Raw genomic sequence first — 13,654 nt, 5'->3', positions numbered from 1 at the left:
AATAAGCCTCACTAAAACTCTCGCTCCTGATACGGCAGTCCTTTCCCTTTTTCACAATAATCCTTTAAACTGAGGAGAAACATGGCCCAGTTGTAGTTACACCATTGATAGAACTCGGTCAGCTCGCGCCAGTCGAAATGCTTCAAAACGACAGCGGTGACTCCATTTTTTCGCTCAAACAAATCAAAAGAAACACCGGTACCTATCCATTCGGGGTCGGAATGGGTGCAGAGCCATTCAATGCGTTTGTTTTCAGTTAACTCCATGATTTTCATCAACACGCGATCGTCGTCGCCAAAGCCGAAATCGCTGGCAGCACCGATCTCGTTCGTCACGGTCAAATCCGTCGTCCAAATGCTGCCCAGTCCTTCCCCGGTGGTTAAAGCTTCATACACTTTTGAAATGGGCGCCTTTATGTAATTGATGTGCTCGATTTTTTCCATTATGCTGCTATTGAGTAGATGATAGTTTTGCAAAGCTAATCAACCCAACAAGTGCCGGAGTTGGGGAAATGAGACATTCGAGGGGCTGAACGGGACAACAAATAAAATCATTTACCCTCCCGCAAATACTGTGCTGTAAGAGAGCCTTCCGCTCCTGACAAATCCGCCGGCGTGCCTTCAAACAGAACCTGACCACCCTTATGTCCTCCTTCCGGGCCAAGGTCGATGATCCAGTCCGCGTTTTTCATGACTTCTGTATTATGCTCGATCACGATCACGGAATTGCCCTGATCAACCAAATGGTCGATGATTTCGAGCAAATGGCCGGTGTCGGACATATGCAAGCCGGTAGTAGGTTCGTCCATGACATAGATAGTGCCACTTTTATGGAGCTCACCCGCCAGTTTGATGCGCTGACATTCTCCTCCCGAAAGTGTGCTCAATGGCTGGCCCAGCGTCAGGTAAGTCAGGCCTACCTGGTTCATCGCCGTTAGCTTGTGTACAATGTCCTTGTTTTTGAAAAAAAGCAAGGCTTCTTCGGCAGGCATATCGAGTACGTCGGTAATGGATTTGCCATTCACCTTGAATTCCAGCACCTCGGGCTTGAAACGTTTTCCTTCACAAGTCTCACAAACTGTCTTGACGGGTTCCAGAAATGCCAGGTCGGTGAAGATGAACCCCAGTCCCTGGCATTCCGGACAGGCTCCATCCGAATTGAAACTGAACAGCGAAGGGCTCACATGATTTGTTTTGCCAAACAACTTTCGGATATCGTCCATAATGCCGGTATAGGTCGCCGGATTAGAGCGGATTGACGTGCCCACCGCCGACTGGTCTATTACAATGGCCTCCGGGTGTTGCGAGAGGAAAACCCCATTGATCAGCGAGCTCTTCCCCGACCCCGCCACACCGGTCACGACAGTAAAAACACCTGTAGGAATGTCCACCGACACATTTTTGAGATTATGCAGTTTCGCATTCCTGACCTTCAATGCACCCGTCGGCTGGCGAAAGCTACCCTTAATCCGCACCTTCCGCTTCATAAACCGTCCCGTCGGCGTATCCGCGTCCAGTAACCCTTTGAAATCACCGATGTACACTACCTCTCCGCCCGCATTGCCTGCCTTCGGGCCGACATCCACAATATGATCGGCGACGCGGATCACGTCGGGGTCGTGCTCGACTACGAGGATCGTGTTGCCCTTGTCGCGCAGTTTTTGCAGCAACTCATTCAGCCTGTGCACATCGCGCGGGTGCAGGCCAATGCTGGGTTCATCAAAAATATAGGTAATGTCGATGAGGCTGCTGTTGAGGTGCTTCACCATTTTAATGCGCTGCGATTCCCCGCCTGATAACGTCCCCGTTTCCCGGTCGAGACTCAGATAACCCAGTCCAATGTCGACCAAATGCTGTAACCGGTCGGTGAGCGTGTCAATCATGGGTTTGGAGACGGGATCGTGTATTGTCTGAATGATTTTGACTAATTCCGACACCTCCAATGCCGACATTTCTGCAATGTTCAGCCCGTGGATCCTGCTATCGAGTGCCTTCTGATTCAGACGTGCGCCCTTGCACGCGGGGCAGGCGCCGTACCTGAGAAAACGCTCCGCTTTTTTAATGGTTTTTTCGGAGATTTCGCTGCTGTCCTTCTGAATGTACAACCGGTTGAACTTGTCGACCAGGCCTTCGTACTTGGTCGCGAACGTCATTCCATTGTAGTTTGATTCGTAGGTACCTTTTCCGTACAACAGCATATGCATTTCTTCATCGGAATAATCTTCCAGCTTCTTCTCGCTATCAACCATCCCGGAGAATGTATAAGCCTTCCAGTACCAGCTACCGACAGCGAAAGTCGGGAAAAGGATCGCGCCCTCGTTCAGTGATTTGGTAGGATCGAGGAACTTGTCCAGGTCGACCTCCACTTTTTTACCCAACCCATTGCATTCCGGACACATACCGGCCGGATCGTTGAATGAAAATGTATTGGAAAACCCGGCATGAGGCTGCCCAAGCCTGGAAAAGAGCAACCTCAGCACCGCCGAAATATCAGTAATGGTGCCCATGGTGCTGCGGGAATTTCCGCCCAGTCGCTTCTGGTCGATCACAATGGAGGTGGACAGATTTTCGATCGCATCCGCCTCCGGCTGGCTGATGCGCGGCAGCCGGTTGCGGATAAACATGCTGAAGGTCTCATTCAGCTGGCGTTGCGCTTCCGCGCCGATGGTGTCAAAAACGATGGATGATTTCCCCGAACCGGAGACACCGGTGAAGATGGTGATTTTGCGTTTCGGAATGTCCAGTGAAACATTTTTGAGATTGTTCTCCCGCGCACCGCGGATACGGATGTACTCCTGCTCTCTCATCAGAATGGTTTAAAGTTGGCTAATAGGCAAAAAGGAACGGTAGTATAAAAACCGTTCCTTTTCAGATACAAAATTAAACAAAACCCGCCTTAAGCGCCTCCGCCAGCCGAAAAAATCCATTGCACCGCATAGCGATCGGTCAGCGTGGCCCATTGGCCACTGAATGTCTCGGCAGACAGCGGTGCAGTTACTTCTCCCCGCCGGGCCAGCTTGCCAAAAACAGTCTGAAGCTGCTCCGGTGCGGTAATACTGATCCACAGCGAAATACTGTTCCCCGACGATACCCCATCCTCACCACCCAGGTCTGACGCAAAGAGCCGGACGTGCTCCGACACAAGGCTTGCGTGCAATACCAATTCCCGGATCTCCATCGGAAACTGCTTCCCGCCAGGAGTATCGCCCAGATAGGTGAATTGCAGCTCGCCGCCGAAGCACGACTGGTAAAAACGCATTGCCTCTCTGCAATTGCCGTTGAATGTAAGGAAGGGATAAATCGCCATCAGACTCATTTATTGATTGTAAGCGCGTTCCAACTCGGCAATGTCCAGCTTCCGCATCTGGCCCAGCGCCTGGAACATCTGCCCTACGCGCTTCGGATCACCGCTCTTGAACCATTCACTGATCACGTCCGGCACGATCTGCCACGATAGTCCGAATTTGTCTTTCAGCCAGCCGCACATGCTTTCTTCTCCGCCGTTGCTTGTGAGGGTGTTCCAGTAGTGATCCACTTCTTCCTGATTTTTGCAGGATACAAAAAAAGAAACCGCTTCGGTAAACTGGAACATAGGTCCGGCGTCGAACATATGCATCGTCAGCCCATTGATCTCGATTGAACCCATCATCACCTGATCAGCAGGGAATGGACCGCCCTGCCCCCACTTTTTAAGCGCTTTGATTTTTGAATCGGGGAAAACGGACGTGTAAAAGTTCATGGCTTCTTCGGCGCGGCCGTCAAACCATAGAAAGGGAATAATGCCTTGGGTGGTTGATAAACTGCTCATGGTGTAATGGTTGAAGGTGAATGGTTTAATTCAAAAAAGAGACAATGATAGCTGTCAATTCGGATGCGAGTACGCCGCCGTTATCGCCATCGATAATCAAAATAGGCATTTCAGGCTTCTTGATTTTATCGTTCCTCAGACCGAAAGGCGTACCCATGATTTTCATCTGATGAGTGGTTTGGTTTTTAGTTTGCTGATCGGCCGACGGTACAAAATTGCACGGTTGAACAGAAATTATTAGGGTGTGAATACGCCTATCACAAGGGGGGAAAATGCCAAATGAATATTTTTCTATATTTACACCTTCTAAATCCAAATCGTCATGAAACATATCTCGGTATATGTCCCCCAGTGCTCCTACATTGAAGCCGTTTCACCCGCATACCGGCTTTTTAACACCGCCAATGATTTTCTGAAAGCTTCGGGCAAAGAGCCGATGTTCAAAGTGGAGTTCGTGGGTATGAACCACGATATCAAGGCACAGGACGGGGAGTACACCATCCGCATCGACAAGCTGCTGAATGAAGTCGCAAAAACGGATCTGATTGTAATCCCGGCATTATGTGGTAACCTGCGTGAGTCCGTCGAACTCGACCGGCCGGCCATTCCCTGGATGCTCGAAATGCGCGATAAAGGTTCTGAAATCGCATCGCTTTGCCTCGGCGCATTCCTGCTGGGTGCAACCGGCCTGCTCGATGGAAAGAAATGCTCGACGCATTGGGCCTATTACGATGAATTCAAAGAAATATACCCGCAGGTCGAAGTCGTGGATGGTACAATCATCACCGACGAAGGAAAGGTCTATTCCAGCGGCGGGGCTAATTCGATCTGGAACCTGCTGATTTACATTCTGGAAAAATATACCAGCCGCGACATTGCGATCCTGTCGGCCAAGTACTTCGCCATCGACATCGACCGTGACGATCAGCGGGCATTCACGATCTTCAAAGGCCAGAAAAACCACAACGACGACGGTATTCTCGCCGCACAGCAGTACATCGAAAATAATTACACCGAAAGACTGACGATCATCGATCTCGCCGACATTGCAAGCGTGAGCAGGAGAAGTTTCGAGCGACGTTTCAAGACGGCGACCAACAATACCATTAATGAATATGTGCGCCGCGTGCGCGTAGAGGCCGCCAAGCGGAGTTTCGAAGTATCACGCAAGAATGTAACAGAAGTAATGTACGACGTGGGCTACACCGACACGAAGGCATTCCGCGACGTTTTCAAGAAGGTAACAGGACTGACACCCATCGAATATCGGAACAAGTACGCCAAAGAAAACTAGGACAGTTCATTTAAAGCCCCTTTTTTCCTTTCCGTGCCCTGAAGCGGACAATATCTGCTCTTTACGCGCGCGCGCCTCCGCCCATGCCTGATCGATGGCAGCGACCCATTGCCGGTACCCTTCAAAGTCGCTCTCCGGGATGGCCTGCCCGTTGATGAGAAGCGATACCAGCACATTATCCCGGAATACCGGCTCAATAACCTGCCCCGCCTCATCCCGGACGACCATATGCCGGTTGAGAAGATCATGGTTATTATCGATAAACCGAATGCTGACGATTCGGCCCAGCGTGTCTGTACCGCTTTTCGGCGCTATTCCTGACACAGTACCGCCCGAATGCAAGGCGGCATCGCGAACGGGTTTCGAGACTTTCGGGTTTATTTTCCCGGCCGGAAAGGCAAATGGCGATTTCGCTGTTACGCTTCCGGCATCCCGGCTTTCAACCTGATTCGCATGGACGGTTTTCGGTACAGACAAAAGCGTTTCCCTTTTCACCCGCGGCATGTAACTGAATGCAGAAAAGAGCAGAAAACCGGCCAGTAACAAGGATACTTCCCACGCATCGGGACGTCTGTTCCGTTGGTAAACAAGTCGGTTGAACCTGCTCATCAACGCATTGCCGCGTAAGCCTAGCACAAATGCGTTTGGCTCTTGAACCGGTTGAAAAGCCAGCAATGCTTCCAGATAGGTGCTTTTACGTTGACAATGCACCAAAACCATATCGTCACAGCAAGCCTCCCGTTCCTCCCGGATCAGTCCGGAAAGCCACAGCAGCCCGGGATTGAAGAAAAAGGCCGCTTCCAATAGGCGCTGGATCAGGTTGATCAGATAATCCCGTCGGAAAATGTGTGCCAGCTCGTGCATCAGAATCGTATCGATCTGCCCGGGCGGCAGTTGTAAAAGCATCCCGACGGGAATCAGGATCAACGGTTTGAAATGACCTATGGTGACCGGCACTTTCACCAGCCGGGATTCCAGCAGTTTAACCGGCCTGGTAATGCCCATTCTGGCAGCCAGCATCGCCAACCGGTCGTCCCATTCATCCAGATTCGGTTCGGTAGCACTGCCGCGAATGCGCTTGACATACAGCAGACCGCCGGTCAGTTTGAGGGTTTTGAAAAAGAAAAAGAGTAGCCATACTCCAAAAATAGGTATCGCGTACTCATTCACCCATCTCGCTGCTGCATTTCCGGCAGACTGATCCGCACTGAACAAAACAGGCATATATTGCTCGGTCAGAGTGAGATGAGAGAGTGCCGACAGGTTTGTTTTGATCCCGGAAATTTCCCGTAACCGCCATTCCTCTGCCAACACCGCACCAGTGCCCCACGCGAAGGCGATCAGGCAGCCGCAAAGCCACATATAACGCACCCATGCGGCACTGCGGCGCGTGAGCAGCATAACCAATGCGGCCGCCCCAGCGACCAAAACGCCGATCCAGAGCGAATGGATCAACGTCCAGCAAACAGCCCGGACAGCCCCTTCCGGCCACGAAAATGTAAAATCCAGCATTGCATCTTAGTTTTTTTGATCAATCTTCTTGATTACCTCCTTAAACACAGCCATCTCCTGCTCCGAGATCTCCTTATTGCCCAGGAGCTGCATCATCAGCTTACCGGCCGATCCGTTGAAGAGCGTATCGACAAACTTGTCCAGCAAAAAACCTTTCGTTTTATTCTCTTCCTGGACAGCACTGTAAATGTGCCTCGTCTGACTTTCATCCTTTTTCAGCAACCCTTTTTCGACCATGATCTGCATCAGTTTCAACGTCGACATATAGATCACCTGCCGCTTGTGCGCATTCAGGTGATCGTTCACAAAACGGGCAGTCGACGGGCCAAATTCCCACAGCACCTGCAATATTTCCAGTTCCGATTTGGTCGGTTCCACCCGCGGTTTGTCCTGATTTTTATCTTTCATATTCCAAACCTAAGAAAAATTTCTGAGAAAAAGTAGGAAATAATTCTTAGATATAAGAAAATATTCTTACCATTGCGACAATACTGAAAATCAATTCATTATTCTAAGAAAAAATTCTTATTAAACGAGTTAAACGAGCCCAATGTCATGAAAAGGAACTTCTTACTTTTAGTTATCGGACTACTGAGCCTCCCCTGCTTTTCACAAAATACCGATTCCCGGAACATCGATTCCCGGAATGCCGATTCCCGGATCGCGCGAATCGATTCGTTTATGACGTCGCTGGCCACGCATCAACTATTCAATGGAAATGTGCTGGTCACGGAGCAGGGCAAGCCTGTTTACCAAAAGTCATTTGGTTACTTCGACCGGGCAAATCGCGTGGTGCATTCGGACACAACGCGGTTCAATCTGGCATCGGTATCCAAGCCCTTTACGGCGATCGCGGTACTGCAACTGGTCGAGAAGGGAAAAATTGCCTTGGATGAACCACTCCGCCGTTATTTCGATGACTTTGCGTACCCGGACATAACCATCCGCCATTTACTAAACCAGACCTCCGGCCTTCCGGTCCTGGAACGGTATGAGGAGGAATATGTGCAGGCGCATCCGGACGAGCTTATTACCAACCAGCAGGCTTACGCTCACCTGATGGCCGCAAAACTGCCATTGCTTTTCAAATCGGGTGAAAACTGGCGGTACAACAATGCAAACTATGCCTTACTCGCGCTGCTTGTGGAGAAAGTAAGCGGAATGCCATTCCACAGATACATGCGGGAACGCGTGTTTGAGCCCGCAAACATGCAGCATTCGTATGTACGGCTGCCCGGTATGCGCAACACAACCCGTTACGTTCGCACGAACATGTACACACAGGTCTACACGCAGGTGGACTCACTCGACCGCACACGGGAGTATACCTATTACAACCTCGGTGCATTGTCCGGCCCCGGCAATGTGGTCAGTACGCTTGCAGACCTTCAAAACTTCGACCGCGCATTGCATGGGGAGAAACTGATCAGCCGGAAAACAATGGAGGAAGCATTCAAACCGTTGGTGCTCAATTCCGGTAAAACGTTTTTCATGGGCGCCAGCACACGTTCCTATGGGCTCGGATGGAATGTCTATACCAGTAAAACCGCGCCTTTCGATCGTTTTGCATTTCACGACGGACACATCGTCGGCCTGTCAACGGTACTTCACAAAAACCTGAGCCGCGACCAGACCATCCTGCTTTATGACAATGCCGACAACAACCCGATCCAGGTTATGATTGGCGTCTCCAACATTCTGAACGGTGCCGCTCCTCCGTCCATCAGGCTGACAAAATCCCTGGCGCGTATCTACGGAGAAACCCTGGCGACCAAGGGGGCCGACGCTGCCGCCGCAACATTCAATGCGCTGAAAAACGACAGTGCCCATTACCATGTCGACGAACTGGAAATCAACCGACTGGGCTTTGACCTGCTGCGAGCCGAGTCTCCGGTGTTGCAAGCCTGCGCGCTCGAAGTCTTTAAGATCAACACATTATTGTTTCCAAAAAGCGGCAATGCATATGACAGCTATGCACACGCGCTTGCCAAACTCGGGAAAAAGGAACCCGCCATTGCCATGTACAGAAAGTCGATCGCCTTGTCACCGGGTAATGAAGACGGTAAAAAGGCGCTGGAAAAGCTGATCGCATCGGATCGGTAATAAGTGCCTTACCGTCCTGGAGCTGGCTTACCGGTAGATCAATAAATTTGCGGACTCCGTGGATTCCATGCAAATTTGCACGACCAATTCGGACCATAACCAATTTATTATCTCACACTTATGTCAAAATCCATTTTGATCGTCGTGCTTTCATGCATGATCGGTTCTGCGCACGCGCACTCCATCCTTACAGCTATGAATGGTAAAATCAGTTACACCGAAACCGTCGACTGTGGCAGTGTTTCACTCACCGACATTTTTCGGCGCGCCCGTTTGTGGATCAGCCAGGCTGCTCCGGACAACAAAACGCTGGTTTCCGATAAAGATACCGGCGACCTGGTCACACAGGGGCACATTGTGCTCACGATTCCCCGCTCGGAGAACTCAGCGGGTGGTGTTTATCAATTCCGCTATGTTCTTTCCGTCGAATGTGCCAACCGCAAGTACCGGGCATCGGTTGCCAATGTAGAATTCCAGGAAATGACCAGCAGCCGCAGTACCACGCTGGAAGTTTTCAGTCAGAAATCGGAGAACAAAGCGGCTGCTGCTGAGCTCGATATCAAACTCAAAGCTATGCTTGCCGAGTTACAGGCCAATGTAAAAGATTACAAGCCGTTCTGACCATGAATACCAATCGCATTACAACGTTCCTCCTCGGTCCCGAACTTTCCTGGTTGCTGATGTATGGCGTTATGCTGCTCGTTATAGCGCCTAATCAACCAGCTACCGAGTCGGGCAATGCCCGGCTCGAAACCGTTGCGTGGTTCGTACTGCTCCTGGCGATCATCGTATCGTTTCATCCGCTGACCTGGTCACAGAGCGGATTGGGCTGGTGGTTGCTGCGTATAGGCATTTCCGGTCTGGTCGGCGTATGCGTTATCACTGCCGGTTTGTGCAATGCCATCCGCTATCACGATTCACGCGATTCGGGTGTAGGTTCGTTGTTTGTGCTGATGGTCGTTCTGGGTGTTATTGTACTTTTTATCGGAATGATCGGCACCGGGATTTTCATCAGATTCAAACCCTATGTTTTGCCCTTTTACAAATGGATGGGCATCATCCTCGGCGTACTCGGCCTCCTCTCATTTCTGATCTACCTGATTCCGGCGCCCAAAAAGTAAACCTGCTTATACAACTCAATATTCCCCGTATCCCGATGGATGCCATTATTTCTCCCCAAAAAACCTACGAAGTCCGGTTCAGTTCCTATGAAGTGCGCATGAGCCACTGGATCAACGAACCCGGCATCTACCGCATGCACGATAACCAGCTGATGTTCGAAATGCCTTCAACATGGAGCGCCGACGAAATCCATTGGCTGGACGACTCTACTGTCGAGCTTAAAACCCGGCTCTACCCGGGTCGCGTATATTGCGACCTGAAACTCGACCTTCAAGGCGGCACCGGTACCGCGGCCCGCGGCTCCTATTCCTTCTCCAAAGCGCCCGCAGCGCCACCTCAGCGGTTTGAAGGCACTTTACAGCAGATCATCAACTGGCTCTGATTCCCCCAAACGCATGGAAACTACCAAAGTCCCCGGTTTTGAGCTCTTCATCCTGTTGTTCTTCCTGATCGGCGCCCTTTTTGCCGGCATTTCGTATACGATATACCGTAATAGCCGCAACCTCATCGAGAATGGAATCGAAACAAAAGGAACGGTGATCGACCTCCATCGTTTGAAACCCCGTGAATATCCCCTGGCGCCATCGATCCGCTATTTTACCAAAGAAGGAACGGAACGTGTATTTCACAGCTCGGAAGCCCGCAACCCGCCCGCTTACCAGATAGGGGAAGAAGTGACGCTCCATTACGATCCCAAAGATCCGGAAAATGTCCACCTGCAAGGCAATTACCTCCTGGTCTACGTCTTCGCCGGAATGGCCTTGGGGTTCTGGCTTTTTTCGATATGGTATGTCGCTGGTGCGGTACGCGTCATTTTCCGCTGGCTTTTCAGCTAAAAGGTCATTGTTTACCGGGCTGCCCGAGCTTCACAAACTCCGCAACGGACTGCTCGCTCACCCCGGTTTCAATTTGCGCATCCGGCCGTTTTTTCCGTGCTGCGGCAACACCGTCATCGGTGATTGCGGATTGCCACACAAATATCCTCTTCAAGTTCGGGTTATCCGCCAATTCCATCAAGCCGGCATTGCTGATCTTCGTGCCGGTCAGGTTTACATACTCGAGATTGGGCATATTACTTTTCAACGCGGCCATCCCGGCATCGGAAATTGCAGTATTTTCAAGATAAATCCGTGTTAAATTCTTCATCACACCCATTTCCTTCAACGACCGATCGGTAATACCGGTATTTCCCAGTTTGAGGGTTATCACCTGTTCTGAAACCGGTTTTAGTAACGCCATTTGCACATCGTTAAAGCCGTTGTGATTTACAGCGCTTATTTCTATCACATTACTGTTACTGGCAACGGTACTTACCACTAATCCTTCGTTCCTCAGTGCATTCAATGCTCCTTCCGGAGCTGGCCGAACCTGAACGGCTTTGGCCGCGACCTGCTTTTCCCCGCTTGTGGTATTTAAATTTCCGCCTGTGTCTTTCAATACCGCCAATGCGGGTTCAACCTGCTGCGTTGGTTTCAATTCCTCTACGCGCTTGTCCTCCGGCGCTCCCTGATCGATCCACCATGAAAGTAATGTGAGCTCCTCCGGTGAAAGCTGCGTTTTCCCTTTTGGAGGCATATGCAGCTTGTCATCCTCGGGAAGAAGGCACCGTTTGATCATTTCGCTTTCACCCGACTTCCCGCCCACGAGTGCAGGGCCATTCTCCCCGCCTTTGAGCAAGTGGTCCAACCCATCCACGCGCAGGTCTCCCTTCCGCTTGCCCTGACCGTGACAGCTCGCGCAATTGTTTTGCAGAATCGGTTGTACAATGTCACGGTATACCACAGCCTTTTGGATGTCGGAAATGGGTTGCTTTGTTTGTCCGCGCGGGGCGGCAGGCTCCATGCCTGCCAGGCTTCTGATCGGCTCGGGGGTAAGTTGGGTAAGATACTCTTCTCCGTGCGTCAAAGAGCCGCCGTCATGCCCGGTGGCCATGGTCAGCAACAATGCAATTGCAAGAAGTGGCAGGTACAGCCCGGAAGTAAAAGCTGCGCGGGAACGGAACACGCCCGATTTCAGGAACCAGCATAGCCAGGTAACGGTGGCGAGCACAATACCCTTCCACATATGATTAGCCAGTAGCACTTCGTCATATCCACCCGGGGACGCCAGCATGTACCCCAATACACACGAGAGCGTGGCCCCGAGCGCGGAACACAGCAGCACTATATTCACAACCGCCTGGTCAACAACTTGTTTACCGGTCCTGTCCAATACTTCAAGAAGAACGACAATCAGAAAAAAACCGATTGGCAAATGCACAATAAGGGGGTGGAAGCGCCCCAGAAAGAGCGCCCATTCGGAATCAAGCAATAGCATCATATCAGGATGTCAGGTCAATAATGGTTTTACAACTTTACCGTGTACGTCGGTGAGGCGGTAGCGGCGCCCCTGATGTTTGAAAATAAGTTGTTCATGGTCAACGCCCATTAAATGCATGACAGTGGCCTGAAAATCGTGCACGTGTACGGGGTCTTTGATAACATTATAGCCAAAATCATCGGTCTGTCCGTATACAAAGCCCTTTTTGACACCCGCACCAGCCATCCAGATCGTGAAGCTGCGCGGATGGTGGTCGCGTCCGTAGTTATCACGCGTGAGTTTACCCTGCGAGTAGGCACCGCGGCCGAACTCTCCACCCCACACGACCAGTGTTTCGTCCAGCAATCCGCGTTGCTTCAAGTCCGTGATCAGCGCGGCAGACGCCTGGTCCACACTCTTGGCCATGATCTTGATATCGTTCGGAAGATTACCATGCTGGTCCCAGCCCTGGTGATAAAGTTGTACGAATTTGACATCTTTTTCGATGAGCTTCCGCGCCAGCAGGCAGTTCGCCGCGAATGTGCCCGGCTTGCGCGATTCCTCTCCGTACAAGTCGAAGATATAGTCGGGCTCGTTGGAAATATCCATGGTTTCCGGCACGGCGGTCTGCATCCGGTAGGCCATTTCATATTGCGCCATCCGGTAGTTGATTTCCGGGTCAAGGATCTTTTCAAATTGCCCCTGTTGCAACTTGGCGAGCGAGTTGAGCATGCGCCGGCGACTGGTACGATCGATACCTTCCGGATTATTGAGATAAAAAACGGGATCCGGGCCCGAGCGGAAGACAACGCCCTGATGCACTGAAGGCAAAAAACCGTTGCTCCACAGTTTGGCATACAATGGCTGGTCGCCTCCTCTTCCTTTCGACAATAATACGACGAATGAGGGCATGTTCTGGTTATCGGAGCCCAGCCCATAACTCACCCACGAGCCCCAGGAAGGACGCCCGCCCTGCTGGCTGCCCGTCTGGAAGAACGTCACCGCCGGGTCATGATTGATCGCTTCCGTAAACATCGAACGGATGAACGTCACGTCGTTGACGATACTCGAAGTATAGGGCATCAATTCGCTGATCATCATATCATTGTCCCCATACTTGTCGAATTTGTAGCGCGACGCCGCCAACGGGAAACTGCTTTGCCCTGCGGTCATCCCGGTGAGGCGCTGCCCTTTCCGCACGGATTCCGGCAGGTCTTTCCCCCACATTTCTTCCAGTTTGGGCTTATAGTCAAACAGCTCCAATTGGGAAGGTGCCCCGCTTTGGAACAGATAAATGATCCTTTTGGCCTTGGGAGCGAAATGTGGATGGCCGATCGGCAATCCCGCTGCTTCCTTCCCGGCTTCGACGGCCTTCTTGGCCATCGAGTTATCTGCATTTAAAAGCGATGCCATCGCCGCCGCACCAAGTCCCAGGCTGGTTTTCGACAGGAAGTTGCGCCTGCTCAGCTGTTCGTGGACATGGTTTTCAAGTTCTCTGTAAAAGCTCATTATTCTGAT

At 51.3% G+C, this 13,654-nt stretch carries 15 protein-coding genes; 6 read left to right on the top strand and 9 right to left on the bottom strand.

The window, feature by feature from the left end:
* Positions 1 to 11 precede the first annotated feature (11 nt).
* The 5 genes from BP71_RS03355 to BP71_RS03335 form a co-directional block, all read right to left on the bottom strand.
* Positions 12 to 443: an SRPBCC family protein gene (locus BP71_RS03355; RefSeq protein WP_496376597.1), complete on the bottom strand. Its 432-nt coding sequence runs from the start codon at positions 441 to 443 to the stop codon at positions 12 to 14.
* Between the two features lie 107 nt (positions 444 to 550).
* A complete protein-coding gene (locus tag BP71_RS03350; RefSeq protein ID WP_496376595.1) occupies positions 551 to 2,806 on the bottom strand; it encodes an ATP-binding cassette domain-containing protein in 2,256 nt (751 codons plus the stop codon).
* A gap of 89 nt (positions 2,807 to 2,895) precedes the next feature.
* A complete protein-coding gene (locus BP71_RS03345) occupies positions 2,896 to 3,306 on the bottom strand; it encodes a VOC family protein (protein ID WP_496376593.1) in 411 nt (136 codons plus the stop codon).
* 9 nt (positions 3,307 to 3,315) lie between these two features.
* The gene (locus tag BP71_RS03340) at positions 3,316 to 3,807 is read right to left on the bottom strand and encodes a VOC family protein (RefSeq protein ID WP_496376591.1); all 492 of its coding nucleotides are present in this window, start codon (positions 3,805 to 3,807) and stop codon (positions 3,316 to 3,318) included.
* A 25-nt stretch (positions 3,808 to 3,832) separates the two neighbouring features.
* Complete coding sequence (locus tag BP71_RS03335; protein ID WP_496376589.1) at positions 3,833 to 3,973, bottom strand: hypothetical protein; 141 nt, start codon at positions 3,971 to 3,973, stop codon at positions 3,833 to 3,835.
* A gap of 156 nt (positions 3,974 to 4,129) precedes the next feature.
* Here BP71_RS03335 and BP71_RS03330 point away from each other — a divergent pair, with 156 nt between their 5' ends.
* Entirely contained in the window at positions 4,130 to 5,101 is a 972-nt protein-coding gene (locus tag BP71_RS03330) for a GlxA family transcriptional regulator (RefSeq protein WP_496376587.1), read from the top strand.
* Between the two features lie 6 nt (positions 5,102 to 5,107).
* Here the strand turns inward: BP71_RS03330 and BP71_RS03325 are convergent, their stop codons facing one another.
* Complete coding sequence (locus BP71_RS03325) at positions 5,108 to 6,613, bottom strand: M56 family metallopeptidase (RefSeq protein WP_496376585.1); 1,506 nt, start codon at positions 6,611 to 6,613, stop codon at positions 5,108 to 5,110.
* A gap of 6 nt (positions 6,614 to 6,619) precedes the next feature.
* Positions 6,620 to 7,021 (bottom strand): BlaI/MecI/CopY family transcriptional regulator, encoded by a 402-nt coding sequence (locus BP71_RS03320; protein WP_496376583.1) that lies wholly within the window; start codon positions 7,019 to 7,021, stop codon positions 6,620 to 6,622.
* Positions 7,022 to 7,168: 147 nt separating this feature from the next.
* Between BP71_RS03320 and BP71_RS03315 the strand changes: the two genes are divergently transcribed.
* From BP71_RS03315 to BP71_RS03295, 5 genes are all read left to right on the top strand, one after another.
* Positions 7,169 to 8,716, top strand: coding sequence for a serine hydrolase (locus BP71_RS03315; protein ID WP_496376581.1), 1,548 nt, complete (start codon positions 7,169 to 7,171; stop codon positions 8,714 to 8,716).
* 120 nt (positions 8,717 to 8,836) lie between these two features.
* A complete protein-coding gene (locus tag BP71_RS03310) occupies positions 8,837 to 9,337 on the top strand; it encodes a DUF4468 domain-containing protein (RefSeq protein WP_496376579.1) in 501 nt (166 codons plus the stop codon).
* Between the two features lie 2 nt (positions 9,338 to 9,339).
* Positions 9,340 to 9,837 (top strand): hypothetical protein, encoded by a 498-nt coding sequence (locus tag BP71_RS03305; protein ID WP_496376577.1) that lies wholly within the window; start codon positions 9,340 to 9,342, stop codon positions 9,835 to 9,837.
* Positions 9,838 to 9,872: 35 nt separating this feature from the next.
* Positions 9,873 to 10,220, top strand: a complete 348-nt coding sequence (locus tag BP71_RS03300; protein WP_496376575.1) for a hypothetical protein — start codon at positions 9,873 to 9,875, stop codon at positions 10,218 to 10,220.
* A 13-nt stretch (positions 10,221 to 10,233) separates the two neighbouring features.
* Positions 10,234 to 10,674: a DUF3592 domain-containing protein gene (locus BP71_RS03295; protein ID WP_496376573.1), complete on the top strand. Its 441-nt coding sequence runs from the start codon at positions 10,234 to 10,236 to the stop codon at positions 10,672 to 10,674.
* Between the two features lie 4 nt (positions 10,675 to 10,678).
* Here BP71_RS03295 and BP71_RS03290 read toward each other — a convergent pair whose 3' ends face one another.
* On the bottom strand, positions 10,679 to 12,157 hold the full coding sequence (locus BP71_RS03290) for a c-type cytochrome domain-containing protein (protein ID WP_496376571.1): 1,479 nt from the start codon (positions 12,155 to 12,157) through the stop codon (positions 10,679 to 10,681).
* 9 nt (positions 12,158 to 12,166) lie between these two features.
* Positions 12,167 to 13,645 (bottom strand): DUF1501 domain-containing protein, encoded by a 1,479-nt coding sequence (locus BP71_RS03285; RefSeq protein WP_496376569.1) that lies wholly within the window; start codon positions 13,643 to 13,645, stop codon positions 12,167 to 12,169.
* Between the last annotated feature and the right edge of the window lie 9 nt (positions 13,646 to 13,654).

The sequence above is a fragment of the Dyadobacter ginsengisoli DSM 21015 genome (assembly GCF_059568735.1).
This window is presented reverse-complemented; position numbering and strand designations above follow the sequence as displayed.